Raw genomic sequence first — 20,549 nt, 5'->3', positions numbered from 1 at the left:
TCGCACGCGTGACGAGGGGGACCGTATGACACGGACCCGCGCCGCCGCGCCGCGCGGCTTCGTCACGCTCGGGCCCGCGGTGGCGATCCCGGTCGCGCGCGCCTCCCTCGTCACCGCGGCCGTCACGGTCGCGCTCGTCGCCGTGGCCGCCGTCGCCACCCTGTCGCTCGGCCGGCTCGGCATCCCCCTCGCCGACCTCGCGGGCGCGCTCACCGGGGAGGCCGACGGCAAGCAGGAGTTCGTGCTGGAGCGCCTGCGCGGGCCGCGCCTGGTCGTGGCCGCCGGTACCGGAGCCGCGCTCGGCCTGTCGGGCGCGCTGTTCCAGACCGTCACCCGCAACCCGCTCGGCAGCCCGGACGTGATCGGGCTCGCCGCCGGCGCCGGTTCGGGCGCCGCGGCCGTCGCGCTGCTCCTGCCCGGGGTGCTGCCCGCCCCCGCGGGCGCCCTCGGCGGCGCCGCGCTCGCGATGGCGCTGGTGTACGTCTCGACCGGGACCGGGTTCCGCGACCCGGGGCGTCTCATCGTCGCCGGGATCGGCGTCTCCGCGATCGCCACGGCGTTCACCCAGTACGTCGTCTACGCCGTCGAACGGGACAGGGCCAGCGTGCTCACCGCCTACCTCAACGGCAGCCTGGCGGCGCGGTCGTGGGAGCACGCCGCCACGATCTGGGCGGTCCTGCTCTTCGTGGCGCCGTTCGTCGCGCTCCTCTCGCGGCGTCTCGTCGTCGCCGAGATGGGCGACGAGGTCTCCGGCGGGCTCGGCGCAGGTCCCCGGGGTACGAGGGCCGGTGCCGTGACGCTGTCGATCGTCCTGTCCGCGGGCGCCGTCGCCGTCGCGGGACCGGTCGCGTTCATCGCCCTGACCGCCCCGCAGGTCGCCAGGCGGGTCACCGGCGGGCCCGGCCCGCACCTGACGCTCGCCGCGCTGATGGGCACGCTGCTGCTGGTGCTCGCGGATCTCGCCGCGCAGCAGGTGCCGGTACCCGTCAGCCTGCCCGTCGGCATCCACACCCTGGCCCTCGGCGGCCTCTACCTCGGATACCTGCTGGTCCGCGAATGGAGAAGGGGAACCCTGTGAGCACCCGGGCGACACCACGTGAGACACCACGCGAGACAGGGCTGGCCGCGCGGGAGGTGACGCTCTCCTACGGCGGCGCCCCCGTCGTGCGCGACGTCAGCCTCGACATCCCGCACGGCGGGCTCACCATGATCATCGGGCCGAACGGGTGCGGCAAGTCGACCCTGCTCAAGGCGCTGGCCCGGACGCTGAGGCCCGACAGCGGGACCGTGCTGCTGCACGGGCGCGACCTCCGGTCCTATCGAGGCAGGGAGGCCGCCCGCCACGTGGCGTTCCTGCCGCAGAACCCGATCGCGCCCGAGGGGATCAGCGTGCGGGGTCTCGTACGGCGTGGCCGCTACCCGCACCACACGCTGCTCCGCCAGTGGTCGCCGGAGGACGACGTCTCGATCGGCCTCGCCCTCGAACGCACCGGCCTGCGCGACCTCGCGGAGGCGCGGGTGAGCGAGCTGTCCGGCGGCCAGCGGCAGCGGGCGTGGATCGCCATGGTCCTCGCCCAGGAGACGGGCACGCTGCTGCTCGACGAGCCGACCACCTTCCTCGACATCGCCCACCAGTACGAGCTGCTGGAGCTCTGCCACGAGCTGCACCGGGACGGCCGGACCGTCGTCGCCGTGCTCCACGACCTCAACCAGGCCGCCCGCTTCGCCTCCCACCTGGTCGTGATGAAGGACGGGCGGGTGGTCGCGCAGGGCCCGCCGCCGGAGGTCCTGACCTCGCGGCTCGTCGAGGACGTGTTCGGGCTGGCCTGCGACGTCGTGCCCGACCCGCGCACCCTCACCCCGATGGTGGTGCCGCACGCCCGGTTCCCCACCGGCGACCCGAGCACGAGCGCGCCGGAGAACGTCCCGGGGTGACCGGCCTTCGACGCCACGGAGCGGTAACCGTGGGGGGCGGGGTCGAGCGTTGAGGAGTTCTGTCCGGGGCTGACCCGGGTGTGCCGCTACAGCCGGATCGTCGGCCGTACGGTCTCCGTCGCGGGCTGACGAGTGGTCCGGAGGGCGACCATGCCGGCCAGTTTCCTCAACGCCCGTTCGGAGTCGCTCCCCGGTTCGGCCGCCAGGGCGACGAACTTCTGGCCGGTGCCGCCGACGGAGAGCACCTCCCAGGAGAAGGTGAGATCGCCCAGCGTCGGGTGGCGCAGCTCCTTGGCCTCGTTGACGCGCGTCCGCACCTCGTGGCGGGCCCAGATCCGGCGGAACTCCTCGCTGCGGGCGGTGAGCTCCTCCACCAGCCCGTCCAGGTACGGGTCGTCGGGGTCGGCCGCCACGGCGGAGCGCAGCTGCGCGGTCTTGGAGCGGGCGGCCTTCTCCCAGTCGGGGTAGAAATCGGCCGCTCGCGGATCGAGGTAGATCATGCGCAGGCAGTTGTCGATGTTGGTCATGCCCTCGTACAGGGCCTCGATCATCGGGTTGACGGCCAGGATGTCCAGGCGCCGGCCGATCACCATCGCGGGAGCGTCCGGGCAGAGGTGGATGAGCCGGAGCAGGCTGGGAGCGACCCGCTCCACGGCGCCGGTCTCGACCCGGGGGCGGACCCCGGGGTGGGCGAGCGAGTAGAGGTAACCGGTGGCCTCGGGGTCCAGGCGTAACACCCGCGCCAGGGCGCTCAGCACCTGGGAGGAGGGGTTGCGCTCGCGTCCCTGTTCCAGCCGGATGTAGTAGGAGGCGCTGACGCCGGAGAGCATGGCGACCTCCTCGCGCCGCAGCCCGGGGGTGCGGGAGGAGGGGGAGTGCAGGAAGCCCACCTGTGCTGGACTGGTGGCTTCGCGCCGGGCGCGCAGGAACTCGCCGAGCAGGTTGCGTTGACCGTTGTCCATTTAATCACTATATGTCCGCATTGTCTGATTAGCCCAGGGTGACGCTTCTTCGGCCGCCGGTCGCGGCTTTCGCCCCGGGGCCGTCGCCTTCCGCGAGGTGGTCCGGCCGCCTTTTTCCGGGCCGTACGGGTTCGTGGAGGAAGACGGCCGGAGGGTCGAGGCGCGGGATGCGCAGGACGAAGCGGCTGCCTTCGGGGGAGTCCTCCAGGGTGAGGCTGCCGCGGTGCCGGTGGGCGATGTCGCGGGTGATGGCGAGGCCGAGGCCGCTGCCGCCGTTGTCGAGGCGCCGCGCGTCGTCGAGACGGGTGAAGCGTTCGAAGACGCGCCCGCGGTCGCCGGGGGGAATGCCGGGGCCGTCGTCGGTGACGGCGATGACGGCCTGGCCGTGGGCGGTGGTGAGGGTGAGGTCGACCGCGGTGGCCGCGTGCCTGCGGGCGTTGCCGAGCAGGTTGGCGAGGGCGCGGATGACCTGGATGCGCGACCCGCAGACCCACACGTCGCCCCGGGTGTGCAGCCGGACCGGGATGTCCCGGGGGGCGTTGCCGGACCCGCCCGCCCGCATACCGGCCGATCCACCGGCGGGCGCGCCGTTCGACCGGCCGGCGCGGGCGGCGTGCTCCGCGTCGACGGTGCCACCTGTGTGGGCGCGCGTCCTGTTCGTACGGGCGGCCTCCTGGGTGACGAGTTCGGTGAGGTCGATGAGCTCGTGCCCGGGGGCGGTGCCGGTGGGGCCGGCGGCGTCCGTGCGGGCCTGGGCGAGCAGGTCGGTGATGATGGTGTCGAGGCGGTCGGCGATGCCCAGGGCCGTGCGCAGGGTACGGCGGGGGTCGGTGTCCTCGGGATGGTCGAGGGCGTCCTCGAGCTCGGCGCGCAACCCGGTGATCGGGTTGCGCAGCTCGTGCGAGGTGGTGGCGACGAAGCGGCGCTGCCGGGCGACGGCCTCGTCGAGGCGGGCGAGGGTCTGGTTGGTGGTACGGGCCAGCTCGGCGATCTCGTCGTCTCCCGGCGGGACCCGCATGCGGCGGCCGAGATCGTTCACGGTCACCTTCTCCAGATGGGCGCGGATGGCCTGGACGGAACGCAGCGCGCGGCCGAGGACCCACCAGGTGGTCAGGCCAGTGCCGGCGGCCAGGGTCGGGACGAGGACGGCGACGAGGCATTCGAGCCGGTGCTCTCGGAGCAGGCCGGGAATGCCCGGGGCGGTCACCTGGGCGGCCTGGGGATAGGCGCCGGAGCCCAGGGCATGGCGGACGCACAGGCAGACGCTCACGCCGAGCAGGGTCAGGGCGATCAGCACCAGAAGGGACGTGGCCGCGGCGCAACGCCCGCGGATGGATCGGGGACGGCGGATGACGGTCATGATCTCTCCGGCGTGACGTGGGTCTGCGGTCGGTGGGACGCGGACGGATGATCGCGTTCGGATCGAGACGGCGGCGAGGTCGTACGAAGAAGGCGTCGGCGTGGTGGCGAGGCCGTGCGGAGAAGGCGTCGGCGTGGTGGCGAGGCCGTGCGGAGGGGGTGCCGGGGTGGTGGCGAGGCCGTACGGAGGAGGCGTCGGCGTGGTGGCGAGACAGTGCGAAGGGGGCGTCGGTGTGGCGTTGAGGCCGTCCGGAGGAGGTCGTCGCGTTCAGGTCGAGGCGGTGGTGGGGTCGTACGGAGAAGGCGCCGGCGTGGCGGCGAGACGGTGCGAAGGGGGCGTCGGTGTGGCGTTGAGGCCGTGTGGAGGAGATCGTCGCGTTCAGGCCGAGACGGCGGCGAGGTCGTGCGGTGGAGATCGTCGTGATGCCCGCTGGTGTTCATGCCGTCACCATAGGTCGGGGCCGCCCGGCCAGCGTGACCGTGGCACTCCCACGCAGCCGCCGCCCGAAAGGCCAGGTCACGGGCGGTGTGAGCGGACCGGCGTCGTCGCCGGGGATCGCGCCCGCCCCCGCTCTCCGCGAGGGTCTGCCTGGTAGTAAAACAACCAGTCAAACCAGATAAATCGGACATATGCTTCCTCGATGGCCAGTGAAAGGCTGCTTGGCGAGTTCCTTCGCGCCCGGCGCGCGGTCACCACTCCCGCCCAGGTCGGACTGCCGGACACCGGACCCCGCCGGACGCCGGGGCTGCGACGGGAGGAGGTCGCGATGCTGGCCGACGTCAGCACCGACTACTACATCCGCCTGGAACAGGGACGCGAGCGCCACCCGTCCGACCAGGTGATCGGCGCCCTGGCGGAGGTGTTCGGCCTCGGCGCGGACGCCACGGCGCACCTGTACGCGCTGGCGCGCGCGGACATGCCGGTCCACCGGGGGCCGCGCGCTCCGGCCGCCGCCACGGCGCGGGTCAGCCCGCACCTGATCCGGCTGATGCACACCTGGCAGACCCCGGCCTTCGTGATGAGCCGGTGCATGGACGTGCTGGCCATCAACCCGCTGGCCGCGGCCTTCTACGGGCAGGGGCTGCGCACGGGGCTGAAGGTCGGCGACAACGTCCTCGGCGCGATCTTCCTCGACGCCGCCGCGCGGAGGTTCTACCCCGACTGGGAGTCCGCCGCGCACGCCGCGGTCGCCCACCTGCGCGCCACCGCGGGCAGGGACCTCGACGACCCCCGCCTGGCCGCGCTGGTCCGCGAGCTGTCCGGCCGCAGCGGTGACTTCCGCCGCGTGTGGGCCCGGTACGACGTGCGGGCCGAGATCAGCCGCGTCATCCGCTTCCGCCACGACCTCGTCGGGGAGCTGACGCTCGACTACGACATGTTCTCCGTCACCGAGGCGGCCGGCCAGCAGCTGGTCACCATCCAGGCCGCCCCCGGCAGCCCCTCGGCGCAGGCGCTCGCCGTGCTCTGCCGGCAGGGCCGCGAACGCGATCCCGACCCCGCTCCTCCTGCCCAGTGCCCCGACCCCGGTCCTCCCGCCCGGTACCCCGACCCCGGTCCTCCCGCCCGGTACCCCGACCCCGGGAGCGAGCGTCCGGCCACCGGGGGAGCCTCATGCTGAACCGGTACCTGCCGTCGTTCCGGGCCCGCCGGACGGTGGCGACCGCCGTCCTCGCGGCGTTCATGTGCGCCGGCTGCGGGCTGCTCTTCCTGCTGTTCGCCGGTGGCAGGGAGGCCGATCTCGCCCACGCCCGCGTCACGGACGCCTGGAACCGGGTGGTCCCCCTCATCCGGGAGGGCCCGCTCCCGCCCGTCCTGTACAGGGGCGAGGTCGAGGCGATCCAGGTGCTGGACGCCCGCGGCCGGGTGGCCGCGTCGACCCCGGGACTCATCGGCAAGCCGCCGATCGCCACCTTCCGGGCCGCCGACCGGAACGTGCGCACCACCCGGGTGCTCTGCCCGCGCGGGTCCGCGGGCTGCGTGACCGTCACCTCCTACAAGGTCTACCAGCCGCAGGGGGTCTGGCTGCTCTACGTGGCGGTCCCCGAGGTGCCCTGGTACGGCACGACCACCGACCTCCTGCTGGTCATCGGCATATCCGTGGTCGTGACCACCATGATGACCGCGTGGTCCTTCCGTAACCTCACCAAGGCCATGGCCCCGGTGAACGCCATCCGGGCCGAGCTCGGCGAGATCACCCTCACCGCCCTCGACCGGCGGGTCCCGGTCCCGGCGAACTACCAGGAGATCAGGCTCCTGGCGGAGACCGTGAACGACACCCTGGACCGCCTCGAGAGCGCCTCCACCCGGCTGCGGCGCTTCACCGCGGACGCCTCCCACGAGCTGCGGACCCCGATCACCGCGATGCGCGCCCAGCTGGAGGAGGCGCTGCTGTACCCGCACGACACCGACTGGCCCAGGATGACCCACGCGGTGCTCGCCGGGGTGGACCTGCTCCAGGTGACCGCGGCCGACCTGCTCACCCTGACCCATCTGGACGCGCGTCCCCTCCTGCGGCACGATCTCACCGACCTGGGCCGCCTGGCCGCCGCCGAACTGAGGCGCCGGCCGCGTCAGCACAAGATCGTCGAGGACCTGGCCGAGGGGGTCCACGTCGAGTGCGACCGGCTGCGGATCACCCGGCTGCTGTGCAACCTGCTCGACAACGCCGAACGCCACGCCGCCTCGCGGATCACCGTGAGCGTTCGCGCCGAGGGGACGTCGGTGATCATGGAGGTCGCCGACGACGGCGCCGGGATCCCCGCCGAACACCGGGAGATGGTCTTCGACCGCTTCACCCGGGTGGACACCGCGCGCGACCGGGGCGCGGGCGGGACCGGCCTGGGGCTGGCGATCGCGAGGGAGATCGCCGAGGCCCACGAGGGCGCGCTGACCATCGAGGACAGTGAGCGGGGCGCGTGCTTCGTCCTGCGCCTCCCCGCGTACGACACCTGCCGGTCCGTCCGTCCGGGATGAGTTCAGCCGACCGGGATGAGACCGTCCGGCAGGGATGAGTTCAGCCGACCGGGACGAGACGGGATGAGCTGGGATGAGCCGGAATGAGCAGGGATGAGCCGTCTCCCGGGTGGCGCGCGGCGATCCGTCGGCGTTCGTCGGTGTTCGTCGGTGTTCGTCGGTTTTCGCCGACGAGGGCGGGGCTCGGGTGGGTGGCAGTTACCCGGTCCCCCTAACCTCATATTTCCGACATACAGTATTTAAATGGACAAAATCCAGCTGTTGGGCGAATTTCTTCGCGAACGGCGTGAGGCTGTCTCTCCCCGCCAGGTGGGGCTACTGGACTCCGGCTCCCGGCGGCGACCGGGCCTGCGCCGCGAGGAGGTGGCGATGCTGGCCGGGATCAGTACCGACTTCTACGTCCGGCTGGAGGAGGGGCGCGAGCGGCACCCGTCGGGACGGGTGCTCGACGCGCTGATCCGGGCGCTCGCCCTCGGGCCGGACGCCTCCCGGCACCTGTACGACCTGGCGCAGCGGCGCCCGATCCGGTACGGCGGCAGTACGGAACGGGTGAGCCCCGGGCTCGTCGCCCTGATCAGGAGCTGGCCGACCACCCCCGCGCTCGTGTGCGGGCGCTTCCTGGACGTGCTCGCGACGAACCAGTCGGGCGCCGTGCTGTACGACGGCCTGGACTACCGCGACAACCTCCTGCGCATGGTCTTCCTCGACCCCGCGGCGCAGACCTTCTACCTCGACTGGGAGCGGCTGGCCAGGGCGCGGGTCGCCTGGCTGCGCCTCGTGGCCGCCACGGACCTGGAGCACCCCTACCTCACCGAGCTCGTCGGCGAGCTCGCGCTGAAGAGCGAGGAGTTCCGCAAGCTCTGGGCCTGCCGGGACGCCGACGACCTGACCTGCACGCCCCAGGGCATCCGGCACTCCATGGTCGGCGACCTGGACGTGACCGGCACCACCTACGACGTCGGCCAGGACTCGGGCCAGCGGCTCCTCCTCCTGCAGGCCGACCCCGGCAGCCCCTCCGAGGAGTCCCTCGCCCTCCTGAGCGGCCTCGACACGAGCTCGTGAGGCCCGCGTCTCCTCAAGGCATGGAAAGTACTTGACGGTACGGAAAGGAGAAAGTACTTTCCATCTAGGAAAGTAAAGGAGCCGGGCATGGACATCACCCCCGAAGAGGCCGCGCGGACGCTGGCCCAGGTCGACGAGACACAGCGCAGGGTCCTGCGCGCCGCGCCGCCGATGTTCCCCGCCTGGTATCCGGTGGCGGTCTGGACCTTCGTCACCGGCATCCAGTTCGTCACCGAGATCCCGCCCACCTGGTGGCTCCTGGTCGCCGTTCCGGCCCTGACGGCCGGTCTCACCTTCGCCGTCCTCAAGTTCGTGAGAGACGTCAGGGACACGAAGCTGCGCCCGCACTCCTCGGTGGTGGACCCGTGGGCGTGGGTCGGCTTCACCGCCTGGATCGTCGGCACCAGTCTCGCGTCCCTCCCGCTCGCGGTGTGGTTCGTGGCGCTGGACATCGCCTATCCGCGCACCACCATGGGCGTGATCATGACGGTGGTCATGGCGATCACCTCCCCCCTGCTGGCCCGGTGGATGTCCGGGCGGACCGCGAGGCGGGCGGAGCGGGCGGAGAGGGTGAAGCGATGACGCCGCGACTCGACCCGGCGATCCACGCGCCGACCCGGCTGCAGATCGTCTCGCTGCTCGCCGCCGCCGACGAGGCCGAGTTCGCCTTCGTCCGCGACAACCTGGGCGTCAGCGACTCGGTGCTGTCCAAGCACGCGAGCGCCCTGGAGGCGGCCGGTTACGTGAAGATCCGCAAGGGACACGTCGGCAAGCGCCCGAGGACGTGGTTCAGCCTCACCGGCGAGGGACGCGCGGCCTACACCGGCCACGTCGCCGCGCTCCAGGCCATCGTCGCCCAGTCCGGCCTCTCGGTCCTCCCCGGCTGAGACGGCCCCCCGCCGACCGGCCGCCCCGAACCTTCCCTGCTGACCGGCCTCACCGACCGGCCGCCCCGCCGACCGGTCTCACCGAGCGGTCACCCTGGCGAGGGACACCGCGAGCGTCCCGCCTACCCCGGTCGCCGCGAGCGTACGGCGTCCAGAAAGGCGCCCACCTCGCGCAGGTACGCCTCGGCGGTGTCGCGGCGGACGTTGTGGCCGGCGCCGGGCACGTGGACCGTCGTCACAGCGCCGGCCGCCGCCTCCCGGAACGCGTCCGCGTCGGCGTCGGTGACCATCCCGCCGCGGTCGGCGTCGCCGTACAGGAGCAGCGTGTCGCAGCGCACGTCCGCTGCCAGGTCGTGCAGGGGGTCGAGGAGGGTGACGTCCCGTTCGCAGTAGCGCGGGTCGATCCGCTCCTTGCCGAGGGCCCACGGCGGCAGCTCCGCCTCGCTCCAGGCGGGGTCGTGCTCGCGGGCGTACGCGACGCGCCCGGCGAGGTCCAGGGCCCGCAGCTCGGTGAGCCAGGCCGGGACACCGCGCGGCCTGCCGCCCATCCCGTGCGGCGGCGGGTCCTCCAGGACCAGCGCGGCCACCAGGTCCGGCCGGGTGGCCGCCAGCGTGACGGCGGTGAGCGCGCCCATGGAGTGCCCGATGACGACGACCGGCTCGGTGACCCCGAGGTCGTCGAGGACGAGCGCCTGGTCGGCGGCGTGCCGGCGCGGCCCGACGGGCCCCTCGGGAAGGCCGGAGTCACCGTGCCCGCGGGCGTCGGTGGCGACGATGCCGCCGACGCCGCCGTGGCCGGCCAGTGCGGGGACGACCGGGTCCCAGCAGGCGGCGGAGTCGGTGAACCCGTGCAGGAGCAGCAGAGAGGGCGGGGCCCCGGTGTCCCCGTGGTGGCGCCACGCGATGTGCGCGGTGCGCCCGTCGGTCACCGCCGGATGGGTCATTTGGTGGCTCCCGAGACGAGGCCGCTGTAGATGAACCGCTGCAGGGCCAGGAAGACGATCAGGCTCGGCAGGATGACGAGCGCGGCGCCCGCGGAGATGACCTCCCAGTGCGCCCCGTACGGCCCCTTGAACCGGAACAGCGACGTCGAGATCGTACCGAGTCCCTCGGAGGGCATGTACAGGAACGGGATATAGAAGTCGTTGTAGATCGCGACCCCCTTGACGATGACCACGGTGGCGATCGCCGGGCGCAGCAGCGGCATGATGACGCGCCAGTAGACGGTGAGCGACGTCGCGCCGTCCAGTCTGGCCGCCTCGTCCAGGGACATCGGGATCGACCGGATGAACTGCAGGAAGATGTAGATGGAGACGATGTCGGTCCCCATGTAGAGGAGGATGGGCGCCCAGTGCGTGTCCATCACCCCCAGGTTGTTCACGACCTGGTAGGTGGCGACCTGCGTCGTCACGCCGGGGACGAGGGCGGCGACCAGGAAGAGGGCCATCACGACCCTCTTGAACCGGAACCGGAAGCGGTCGACCGCGTAGGCGGTCATCGAACCGACGAAGACGGTTCCGAGCAGCGAGAAGAACAGGATGAAGGCGGTGTTCCACAGCGCCTGCGGCATCTGACCGTCGGTGAAGGCGACGCGGTAGTTGTCCAGGTTGAACCAGTCGCCGGGCGCGGCGAGCGGGTTCTCGCCGGCCGCCATCTCCCCGGCGGTCCGCAGCGAGGTGAGGAGGATCGCCACCAGCGGCACGACCACCACCGCGCAGGCCAGCACCAGTGACAGGTACGTGAGAAGCCGCGCCGCCGCCCCGCGTACGGGAGCGTCGCGGCGGCCGTCGTGCCTGGCGGCGGCTCCGGCGGGGCCGGTCATCGTCCTCACGACTGTTCCACCCTCTCGTCGGGGACCAGCAGGCGCTGGAGCCAGGTCACCAGCAGGACGATCGCCAGGAGCACGACCGCGGCCGCCGACGCGAGGCCGACCTTGTTGAAGTTGAAGGCGAGCTTGATCGTCTGGATGACGAACGTCTCGCTGTTGTTGGAGCCCCCGGTCATGATGAAGGGGATCTCGAAGACCGACAGGGCGCCGGAGATCGCCAGGATCGCGCTCAGGCTGATGATGGGCTTGATGCTGGGCGCGATGACGAATCTGAACTGCTGCCACCGGCTCGCGCCGTCGAGCGAGGCCGCCTCGTACAGCTGCGGGGGGATCGACTGGATGGCGCCGATGAACAGGACCAGGTTCAGGCCCATGAAGCGCCACACCGAGACGCCGGCCAGCGAGGTGTTGACCAGGTCGGGGTCGCCGAGCCACAGGCGCGGTTCGACCCCGAACGCGCCCAGCACGGTGTCCAGGGTGCCGCCGGGCTGGAAGAAGTAGAGGAAGACGAAGCCGACGGCCACGCCGTTGATGAGGTAGGGGAAGAAGAGGATCCCCTTGAAGAGGTTCCGAAACCGGATGTCGAAGCTCAGGACGGTGGCGAAGTACAGCGCCACGGCCATCTGGACCGCCGAGCCCGCCAGATAGAACAGGCTCACGGTGAGGACCTGGAAGAACCGGGGCCTGGTGAACAGGTCGACGTAGTTGCCGGCCCCCACGAAGTTCCTCACCGGGCTGAAGCCGTCCCAGTCGGTGAGGCTGTAGACGAACATGTCCACGACGGGGACGTACGTGAACAGCACCAGCAGTGCCAGGGGGGCGAGCAGGTACGGCCAGGGGGTGTACCACCGTCGCGTACCGGCCGCGCGCGGCCTCCCGGCGGGTGGCGGCCGGCGCCAGTGACGAGGGGGCGCGACCTGCGGTTCCTGGTGCGGGACGCCGGGCCCCGCGACACGGAATGCGGACATCTGTTCCTTCTCTCGGAGAGGCTCCGCGTGTCGAGCCGGTGCCGCCTCTCGTCGTTCGGCGGGGGCGTGCGCTCGGGGGCGTCCGCCTGGGTGACGGGCGCGGGGGAGTCGCCGCCCCGTCCTCGCGCGGGCGGGCGGGGGCGCGTACGCGGGAGCGGGGGGAGGGCGAGGGGGCGTCCGCCTGGGCGCCGAGAGAGGGGGCCGAGCGGGTGACGGTCACCTGAGTGACGGCCGTCTGGGGACAGCCACCTGGGTGACGGCCGTCTGGGTGACGGCCGTCTGGGTGACGGCCGCTCCCTCGTCCGGCGCCCGGCAGGTGTCAGCCGACCGTGGCCTGGGCTTCGGACCACCGCTTGTTGAGGTCGGCGAAGACGCCGCCGAGGTCGCCCTCGGCCGCTCCGCGGGCGACGTCGACGATGCGCTGGCGGTACTCCTGGGCGTTCAGGCCGACCTCCGAGGCCTTGTCGATGTCGTTGACCAGGGCGTTCTTCGCGAAGCCCATGTGGATGAGCTTCACCTTGGCCTCCTGGAAGGGCTGGAGGCTCTCCGGCAGCGGCGAGCCCTTGACCGACGAGATCGACAGAGCCTTCTGGGCGTCCCCCGACGAGTTGACGAACCACTCGATCCAGGCGCGGGCCGCCTCCTTGGCCTGGCTGTTGACGTTGACCGCGTACTGGTAGTCGGGCCGGACCACGCTGCAGAAGGTGCCGTCGACCTGGGCGGGGAACGGCATGAAGCCGATGTCGTCGGGGTCGCCGCCGGCCTTCTGGGCGGCCTCCTTCATCTGCACCACGGCCCAGGAGCCGAGCCACATCGTCGCCACCTTGCCGGTGCCGATCAGGTTCTTGGAGTTCTCCCAGTTGGTGGTGTTCGGGTCCTCCTCGGAGAGCTTGTTGCCGACGATGTCGTACAGCAGCGTGTCGACGACGTTCAGGTCCTGGCCGGGCGCCCAGGGCTCCTTGGTCTCGGCGAGCCTGTCGTTGGCGCCCGGGTCGCAGCTCGGCGAGCCGAGCGCGTTGCCCCAGTTGGTCAGCGGCCATCCGTCGTGGTAGTTGGTGTAGTACGGCGTCGCGTCCGTCTTCTCCTTGATCGCCTTCAACGCGCCGACGAACTCCTGGGGCGTCCTCGGCCAGCCGGTGACACCGGCCCGCTCCCACACGGCCTTGTTGTAGACGAAGCCGTTGGCGGTGCCGATGTTGGCGATGCCGTAGACCTGGCCGCCGACCGTGGCCCGGTCGGTGAAGTCGTACTTCCCGGACAGCTCGGAGGCCGGGCCGAGGGGGGAGAAGAACGACGGGTACTGGCTGAGCGGCACCGAGTTGGGGATCAGCAGGACGTCCCCGTAGTTCTTGCTGTTCATGCGGATCCTCACGTCGCCCTCGTAGTCGGTGAGTCCCTGGAACTCCACCTTCACGTTGGGGTAGACCTTGTTGAACTCCGCGGCGTACTTCTCCGTCGTGCCGTCCTGCACCTGGTCGGTACGGTTCGTCAGCACCGTGATCGTGCCGGTCACCTTGGCCGGGTCGCTCGGGACGGCCGCCACGCCCGCCCTCTCGCCGCCGCCTCCCCCGCCGCAGGCGGTGAGGCCGACCGCCAGGGCGAACCCGGCCGCTGTCACGCGTGTTCCTCGCACGTCGTACCACTTCCTCGTCATGAGCTGCGGCGCCGCGCTGCGTCGGCGCGGCGACGGGTACCTCGTCGCGGCCTGGCGGCTGATGGCTGCTTAACCTAGACGCAACATTTCACGCTGTCCATAGAACGGTCTAGTATTACTTATGCGTGACCAGAGTGGGTGTCGAGGGTGCTCCCACTAAAATTTGACTCAACAATCCGAGGATGACTCATCGGCGACAGGCGACATATACGCTCTTCAGTGGTTATTTCCTGACAATGTTCCTTTAGCCGGTCGAGTGTCGTGATGGGCTGACGAACATCTCTAACCGGGTCGAATCCGGCTTCGACGAGACGCGGGCGGTCACCTCCCGCTGACAGGCCGCCCCGCCCGGCACCCCGACCGGCACCCCGGCCGCGCATCCGGGCCGGTCGGCGGCAGTTCGACGGGGTTTCGGGGACGGTCCGGAGGTGGTCCGGAGGTGGTCCGGCGACGGTCCGTCGGCGAGACGGAGCCCGTTGGCGCGATGTCCGCCGTCCTCGGCCGCGCCCTGACTCTTTTATCAATCGTTGTAGTACGGTATGTGGAGATCCGGGGAGGTGGGGGCGCCCTGCTCACGCTGTCGGCGGGTGCAGGTGCTCACGTCGGCGTCGAGCGGATTCGGCCCGTCCTTGTTCGCCCGTGACCACGCTGGCCCGGGCCTCGCACGCCCTCCGGCACCCGCCGTGAGTGAGCCGCCATTCCGGGCGGGGGCCGCCCGTGACGCGACGGCCGGGACGGACGCGCTCCCCGCGGCTAGGGTCGGGCAGGTGGACCGTTACAGAAGGGGGATGCGCCAGGTGAGGCAGATGGACGCGACAGACAAGGGGCGCAAGGCGACGATCAAGGATGTCGCGGCGCGGGCGGGTGTGTCCCCCTCGGCCGTGTCGATCGCGCTGCACGACAAGCCCGGGGTGTCCGCCTCGACCAAGGAGCGCATCCTCCAGGCCGCCAGCGAGCTCGGCTGGAGACCGAACCAGGCGGCGGCCTCGCTGTCCGGGCACAACGTGCACACCGTGGGCCTGGTGATCGCCCGACCGGCCCGGATGCTGGGCCTGGAACCGTTCTACATGGAGTTCATCTCCGGTATCGAGAGCGTCCTGGTCCGCCGTTCGTGCTCGCTCCTGCTGCGGCTGATCGAGGCCGACGAGGAGATCCAGGTGCACCGGGAGTGGTGGCAGGGCGGGCGCGTCAACGGCAGCATCCTGGTCGACCTGCGGATGGACGACCCGCGCGTTCCCGCCCTGGCCGAGATCGGCCTGCCGGCCGTCGTGGTCGGACACCCGAGCCTCGCGGGCCCGTTCGCGTCCGTGTGGACCGACGACGCCGCCGCGATCGTGGAGGCGGTGCGCTATCTCGCCGCCCTGGGGCACCGCCGCATCGACCGGGTCAGCGGCCCGGCCGAGCTCGGGCACAGCGTCATCCGCACCGAGGCCTTCACCGCGGTGACGCGGGAGATGGGCCTGGAGGCCCGCACCGCCGTGGCGGACTTCTCCGCCGACCAGGGCAGCCGCGCGTGCCGCAACCTCCTGCTCGCCCCCGACCGGCCCACCGCGATCATCTTCGACAACGACATCATGGCCGTGGCGGCGCTGGGGGTCGCCGGGGAGTTCGGGCTGTCGGTGCCCGAGGACCTCTCGCTGCTGGCCTGGGACGACTCCCAGCTGTGCCAGCTCACCCGGCCGACCCTCTCGGCGATGCAGCACGACGTGTTCTCCTTCGGGGCCGAGGTCACGCACGCCCTCTTCGACGTCATCAACGGGGAGGAGCACGTCTCCCACCCCGCCCAGTCCCCGAGCCTGATCCCGAGGGCGTCGACCGCCCCGCCGCGCCGCTGACGGCGGGCCCCGGAGGTGCCGGCCCGGCGGGGGAGACCCGGCCGGGTCACTCCCGTGCCCGCGCGGACGCGGACATGGACGTGGATGTGGCCGCGGATGCGGATGCGGGTCGAAAATTTCAGCTCCGTAGCTAAACGTACTAGCGGAAAAGGTGAACGCGAGTCTCCCGGGGGGCGTGCGGGGCGTGGCCGTGCCACCGGGTGCGGAGGGCGACGGTGGCGCGGGCCGAGGTTGGGACCGTGCCTCTCCCCATCCGACCCTTTCCGCGGCGGCCGAGACATGCCTTGTGAACAGGTTTTTTGCCGCTTCGTCGCCCGGGGATGCCGTGCTGCCCCGCACGTGGGCGGCCGTGTGGAGAGGGCGGATGACTCGGAGGACTCGTCCGATCGAACTTACTAAAACGGTCTAGACAGGAGTCGAGTGAATGGTTACGTTGATCCGAGAATCGTGGCGGTTGGCCGATTGCGGCCACTTCTGTCCTGATATGTCCTTCATCGAGCAAGGAGCACCGGTTGAAGCAGAGCACGCCCCTCACCTCGGGGTGGACCCTCCGTCTGGCCGAGGGGGCGGCTCCCGAAGACCTCGCCCGCCTCCGGCGGAAGGCGGTGCCCACCGAGCCGCCCACCGAGCCGCCCACCGAGCCGCCCACCGAGCCGCCCACCGAGCCGCCTGCCGAGATGCCTGCCGAGATGCGCACCGAGCTGACCGCCGAGATGCCTCCCAGGGTGTCCGCCGAGGTGCCCGGCTGCGTCCACGTGGACCTGCTGGCCGCGGGGCTGATCGACAACCCGTACCTGGACCGCAACGAGCTCGACGTCGCCTGGGTCGGCCGGGCCGACTGGCGCTACGAGACCGTGCTGCCCGCCACGCCCGGGGGTTTCGAGCGCACCGACCTGGTCTTCGAAGGGCTCGACACGGTCGCGACCGTCACGCTGGACGGCGTCGAGCTGGGCACCACCCGGAACATGCACCGCTCGTACCGGTTCGACGTGACCGGCCGCGACGACAGCGGTGACATCGGCGACCGGGGTGGCCGTGACGGCAGCGGTGACAGTGGTGACAACAGCGGTGACAGCGGTGACAGCGGGGGCGGCGATGGTGCCGATGCCGGGGGCCGGGTCCTGTCGGTCCTGTTCACGTCGGCCTACACCGAGGCGGAGAAGGTACGCGAGCTCGTGGGCGCCCGGCCCAACGCCTACCCCGAGCCCTTCAACTACATCCGCAAGATGGCGAGCAGCTTCGGCTGGGACTGGGGACCTACCCTGGTCACCGCCGGGATCTGGCGGCCGGTCCGGCTGGAGAGCTGGAGCACCGCGCGGCTGGCGGGCGTACGGCCGCTGGTGACGGTCACGGACACGACCGGCAGGGTCGAGGCCCACGTCGACCTGGAACGGACCGCCAACGGGATGACCGGGGAACTGGTCGTCACCGTCGAGGTGGCGGGCCGTACGGCGCGGGCGGAGATCGAGCCCGGCCAGGTCCACGCGGTCGTCGCGCTGGAGGTGCCCGGCCCGGAGCGGTGGTGGCCGCGCGGGTACGGGGACCAGCCGCTGTACGCCTGCCGCGTCACCCTGGCCGACGCCGGGACGGGCGCGGAACTCGACCGCTGGGAGCGGCGGATCGGGTTCCGTACGGTCGCCCTCGAGTACGCCCCCGACGAGCACGGCACCTCCTTCACGCTCGTCGTCAACGGCGAGCCGGTGTTCGCCCGGGGCGTCAACTGGATCCCCGACGACGCCCTTCCCGCGCGCGTCACCCCCGGGCGATACCGGCACCGCCTCACCCAGGCCGGGGACGCGGGGGTCAACCTGGTCAGGGTGTGGGGCGGGGGGATCTACGAGGACCGCGCCTTCTACGAGACCTGCGACGAGCTGGGCCTGCTGGTCTGGCAGGACTTCCTGTTCGCCTGCGCCGCCTACCCCGAGGAGCGGCCGCTGCGCGGCGAGGTCGAGGCCGAGGCCCGCGAGAACGTCGCCCGCCTGGCCCCGCACCCCAGCCTCGTGCTGTGGAACGGCAACAACGAGAACCTGTGGGGTTTCCGCGACTGGGGGTGGGAGGCGGAGCTGGCCGGTGACAGCTGGGGCGAGGGCTACTACCTCGGCCTGCTGCCCCGGGTGGTCGCCGAGCTGGACCCCACCCGTCCCTACAGCGCGGGCAGCCCGTGGTCGGGCTCGTGGGACCACCACCCCAACGACCCGGCGCACGGGCCGTCCCACTTCTGGGAGGTGTGGAACCGCCGCGACTACACCGACTACCTGAACGACATGCCCCGCTTCGCGGCCGAGTTCGGCTGGCAGGCGCCACCGGCGTACACGACCCTGCGCGACGCTCTCAACGACGAGCCGCTCGGCCCGCGCTCGCCCGGAATGCTCCACCACCAGAAGGCCGAGGACGGCGACGGCAAGCTCGACCGGGGCCTGGCCCACCACTTCGGCGCTCCGGCGACCTTCGACGACTGGCACTACCTCACCCAGGTGAACCAGGCCCGCGCCGTCGCCACCGGCGTCGCCCACTGGCGGTCGTACTGGCCGATCTGCGCCGGGACGGTCGTGTGGCAGCTCAACGACTGCTGGCCGGTCACCTCGTGGTCCGCGATCGACGGTGCCGGCCGTCCCAAGCCGCTCTACCACGAGCTGCGCCGGCTGTACGCCGACCGGCTGGTGAGTTTCCAGGTCAGGGACGGGGAACGGGTGCTGGTCGTCGACAACCAGTCCGCCGGGCAGTGGGACGGGTTCGCGGGCGTGCGGAGGATGTCGGCCGACGGGATCGTCCTGGCGGAGGAGACCCTGCCGTTCACCGTGCCGCCGCGATCGGTGGCGCCGCTGCCGCTCCCGGCTGGGGTGGCCACGTTCGAGGACGGGCACCGGGAGCTGCTCGTCGCCGACGTCGAGGGGCTGCGGGACGTCGTCCTGGGCTGCGAGGACCGCGACTTCGCCTACCCGGTGGCCGACCTGTCGGTCGACGTCGAGCCGCGCGCCGGCGGGTTCGACCTGGTGATCACCGCGCACGCGTTCGTCCGGGACCTGCTCTTCCAGGCCGACCGGGTCGCCCCGGGGGCGAGGGCCGACCGGGGCCTGGTCACCCTGCTCCCGGGGGAGAGGTGCGTCGTCGGCGTGACCGGGGCCGACGCCTCCGAGGTGGACCTCGCGTCGGTGCGGTCGGCGCTGTTCACGGTCAACGCCGCGCAGGCACCCGCGCAGGCACCCGCGCGGGAGGCCGCACCGGAGGCCCGGCGGGAGGTCGCGCGAGAGGTTCCGCGGGAGGCCGCGCGGGCCGTGGAGGAGGCCGCCCGGCCGTGACGACACGGTCCGGCCGGGCCCGGTGACCGTTCTCCACGGTCACCGTTCTCCGACGGTCGCCGGGCGGTGCGAGAGGCGGGCGCACCGGACCCGACAGGCGGTCACCACCCAACGACGGCCCCGACGGGCCGTCCCTCAGTCCTCGGGGGACACGTCAGACAAGAGGAGAAAAGAAGTGCGTCTCACCTCACCACGGCGTCCCGACGGCCCGCCCGGCCGTCCGCACGCCGCCGCTCACCGCCCCGCGGGCAGGACACGCCGCCGGATCCAGGCCGGCCTGGCCGCCCTCATGGTCACGCTGGGCCTGACAGTCGTGGGATCCCCGCAGGCCCAGGCGTTCCCCGCGTCGTCCAGGCAGGCCGTCATCGACTACCTGACCTCCGTCACCGGCAGGAACGTCGTCTCCGGGCAGCACAACAAGGAGCCGGCCGGCAGCCCCGGCCAGTACACCCAGCAGGTCAAGGACGTCACGGGCCAGTACCCGGGCCTGTGGGGCGGGGACCTGATGTTCCGCCCCGAGGACGTCGCCAACCGCCAGCGCGTGATCGACCAGGCCAAGACCGAATGGGCCAACGGCTCCCTCGTCGCCCTCAGCTGGCACGTCTGCACGCCGACCGGTGGCAGCACCTGCCAGTTCGACGGCGGCGTGAAGACGCAGATCTCCGCCGACCAGTTCAACCAGATCGTCACCAACGGCAGCGCGCTGAACAACGCCTGGAAGCGGCGCCTGGACGAGGTCGTGCCCTACCTCCAGCAGCTGAAGGACGCCGGGGTCCCCGCCCTGTTCCGCCCGCTGCACGAGATGAACGAGTCGTGGAACTGGTGGGGCAACCGCCCCGGCCCCAACGGCGGTGCCCGCCTCTACCAGATCACCCGCGACTACCTGGTCGGCAAGGGGCTCACCAACCTGGTCTGGGTGTGGAACGTCCAGGACAACCCCGCAGGCAACTGGGCCGCCTACTATCCCGGCTCCCAGTACGTCGACGTCGTCTCCCTGGACGTCTGGTACAAGAACCACCCCAGCCAGGGCGACTACCAGCAGATCCAGAACATCGCCGGCTCCAAGCCGATCGCGCTGGCGGAGATGGGGAAGGTCCCCGACGCCGCCCTGCTCGACGGCCAGACGCGCTGGAGCTACTTCATGCTCTGGTCGGAGCAGCTGCGCGGCAACAACACCAACGCCGAGATCCAGAACGCCTACTACCACCCGCGCGTCCTGAACCAGGGCGAGTTCACCGTCTCCGGCGGCGGTGGCACGCCGGCGCGGACGGGCCCGGTCAGGGGTGTGGGCGGCAAGTGCGTGGACGCCGCGGCGGCGAGTTCGGCGAACGGCACCGCGGTCCAGCTGTGGGACTGCAACGGCTCCACCGCCCAGAGCTGGACGGTCGGCACCGACGGTACGGTCCGGGTGCTGGGCAAGTGCATGGACGCCACCGGCTCCGGCACCGCCAACGGCACGAGGATCCAGCTGTGGGACTGCAACGGGTCCACCGCCCAGCAGTGGCAGGCCACCTCCGCCTCCCAGCTGCGCAACCCCCTGTCCGGCCGCTGCCTCGACGCGCCCGGCGGCGCCGCCACCAACGGCAACCGGCTGCAGATCTGGGACTGCAACGCGAACGCCTGGCAGAAGTGGACCCTCCCCGCCTGACATCCGGGCACGAGCCCGGCTTCACGACCGGGCACGAGCCCGGGTAGCGGCCCGGCCGGTGCCTTCCCTGAGACGGTGCCGGCCGGGCCGCGCCATCCGTACCCGCCGGACGCTCCACCCCTCGCCGTACGGGACGCC

General features: G+C 71.8%; 16 protein-coding genes. 10 read left to right on the top strand and 6 right to left on the bottom strand.

Features of this window, described 5'->3' with window-relative positions:
• The first annotated feature begins 25 nt into the window (after positions 1 to 25).
• Both ABT053_RS18500 and ABT053_RS18495 read left to right on the top strand, forming a co-directional pair.
• Positions 26 to 1,078 (top strand): FecCD family ABC transporter permease, encoded by a 1,053-nt coding sequence (locus tag ABT053_RS18500; protein WP_350970280.1) that lies wholly within the window; start codon positions 26 to 28, stop codon positions 1,076 to 1,078.
• The gene (locus tag ABT053_RS18495; protein ID WP_350970279.1) at positions 1,057 to 1,935 is read left to right on the top strand and encodes an ABC transporter ATP-binding protein; all 879 of its coding nucleotides are present in this window, start codon (positions 1,057 to 1,059) and stop codon (positions 1,933 to 1,935) included. The genes ABT053_RS18500 and ABT053_RS18495 overlap by 22 nt, the downstream gene beginning before the upstream one ends.
• 86 nt (positions 1,936 to 2,021) lie before the next feature.
• On the opposite strand, the gene ABT053_RS18490 is transcribed toward ABT053_RS18495, so the two are convergent.
• Entirely contained in the window at positions 2,022 to 2,897 is an 876-nt protein-coding gene (locus ABT053_RS18490; protein WP_350970277.1) for a helix-turn-helix domain-containing protein, read from the bottom strand.
• A 28-nt stretch (positions 2,898 to 2,925) separates the two neighbouring features.
• Positions 2,926 to 4,257 carry a sensor histidine kinase gene (locus ABT053_RS18485; protein WP_350970276.1) on the bottom strand — a complete coding sequence of 444 codons (1,332 nt, stop codon included), beginning with the start codon at positions 4,255 to 4,257 and terminating at the stop codon, positions 2,926 to 2,928.
• Positions 4,258 to 4,897: 640 nt separating this feature from the next.
• Here ABT053_RS18485 and ABT053_RS18480 point away from each other — a divergent pair.
• The 5 genes from ABT053_RS18480 to ABT053_RS18460 all read left to right on the top strand — a co-directional run bounded on the left by ABT053_RS18480 (position 4,898) and on the right by ABT053_RS18460 (position 9,179).
• Positions 4,898 to 5,875, top strand: coding sequence for a helix-turn-helix transcriptional regulator (locus ABT053_RS18480; protein ID WP_350970274.1), 978 nt, complete (start codon positions 4,898 to 4,900; stop codon positions 5,873 to 5,875).
• The gene (locus ABT053_RS18475; protein ID WP_350970273.1) at positions 5,869 to 7,230 is read left to right on the top strand and encodes a sensor histidine kinase; all 1,362 of its coding nucleotides are present in this window, start codon (positions 5,869 to 5,871) and stop codon (positions 7,228 to 7,230) included. Before ABT053_RS18480 ends, ABT053_RS18475 begins: the two co-directional genes overlap by 7 nt.
• 243 nt (positions 7,231 to 7,473) lie before the next feature.
• Positions 7,474 to 8,292, top strand: a complete 819-nt coding sequence (locus tag ABT053_RS18470; protein ID WP_350970272.1) for a helix-turn-helix transcriptional regulator — start codon at positions 7,474 to 7,476, stop codon at positions 8,290 to 8,292.
• Between the two features lie 87 nt (positions 8,293 to 8,379).
• Positions 8,380 to 8,874 carry a hypothetical protein gene (locus ABT053_RS18465; RefSeq protein ID WP_350970271.1) on the top strand — a complete coding sequence of 165 codons (495 nt, stop codon included), beginning with the start codon at positions 8,380 to 8,382 and terminating at the stop codon, positions 8,872 to 8,874.
• A complete protein-coding gene (locus ABT053_RS18460; protein ID WP_350970270.1) occupies positions 8,871 to 9,179 on the top strand; it encodes a winged helix-turn-helix domain-containing protein in 309 nt (102 codons plus the stop codon). Before ABT053_RS18465 ends, ABT053_RS18460 begins: the two co-directional genes overlap by 4 nt.
• 122 nt (positions 9,180 to 9,301) lie before the next feature.
• Here the strand turns inward: ABT053_RS18460 and ABT053_RS18455 are convergent, their stop codons facing one another.
• The 4 genes from ABT053_RS18455 to ABT053_RS18440 all read right to left on the bottom strand — a co-directional run bounded on the left by ABT053_RS18455 (position 9,302) and on the right by ABT053_RS18440 (position 13,593).
• A complete protein-coding gene (locus tag ABT053_RS18455; RefSeq protein ID WP_350970269.1) occupies positions 9,302 to 10,123 on the bottom strand; it encodes an alpha/beta fold hydrolase in 822 nt (273 codons plus the stop codon).
• Positions 10,120 to 11,001, bottom strand: a complete 882-nt coding sequence (locus tag ABT053_RS18450) for a carbohydrate ABC transporter permease (protein WP_350970321.1) — start codon at positions 10,999 to 11,001, stop codon at positions 10,120 to 10,122. The genes ABT053_RS18455 and ABT053_RS18450 overlap by 4 nt, the downstream gene beginning before the upstream one ends.
• Positions 11,002 to 11,006: 5 nt before the next feature.
• On the bottom strand, positions 11,007 to 11,975 hold the full coding sequence (locus ABT053_RS18445; protein ID WP_350970268.1) for a carbohydrate ABC transporter permease: 969 nt from the start codon (positions 11,973 to 11,975) through the stop codon (positions 11,007 to 11,009).
• A 319-nt stretch (positions 11,976 to 12,294) separates the two neighbouring features.
• On the bottom strand, positions 12,295 to 13,593 hold the full coding sequence (locus ABT053_RS18440; protein ID WP_350970267.1) for an ABC transporter substrate-binding protein: 1,299 nt from the start codon (positions 13,591 to 13,593) through the stop codon (positions 12,295 to 12,297).
• Positions 13,594 to 14,435: 842 nt separating this feature from the next.
• Here ABT053_RS18440 and ABT053_RS18435 point away from each other — a divergent pair.
• The 3 genes from ABT053_RS18435 (at position 14,436) to ABT053_RS18425 (ending at position 20,411) form a co-directional block, all read left to right on the top strand.
• Positions 14,436 to 15,464 (top strand): LacI family DNA-binding transcriptional regulator, encoded by a 1,029-nt coding sequence (locus ABT053_RS18435; RefSeq protein WP_350970266.1) that lies wholly within the window; start codon positions 14,436 to 14,438, stop codon positions 15,462 to 15,464.
• Between the two features lie 512 nt (positions 15,465 to 15,976).
• Positions 15,977 to 18,763, top strand: coding sequence for a glycoside hydrolase family 2 protein (locus tag ABT053_RS18430; RefSeq protein ID WP_350970265.1), 2,787 nt, complete (start codon positions 15,977 to 15,979; stop codon positions 18,761 to 18,763).
• A 175-nt stretch (positions 18,764 to 18,938) separates the two neighbouring features.
• A complete protein-coding gene (locus tag ABT053_RS18425) occupies positions 18,939 to 20,411 on the top strand; it encodes a glycosyl hydrolase (protein ID WP_350970264.1) in 1,473 nt (490 codons plus the stop codon).
• Positions 20,412 to 20,549: the final 138 nt, after the last annotated feature.

Origin of the sequence: Streptosporangium sp. NPDC002524, from assembly GCF_040295985.1 — a bacterium.
Taxonomy (GTDB): domain Bacteria; phylum Actinomycetota; class Actinomycetes; order Streptosporangiales; family Streptosporangiaceae; genus Streptosporangium.
Note: the sequence above shows the minus strand (reverse complement) of the source record. Positions and strands in the feature narration are given on the sequence as shown.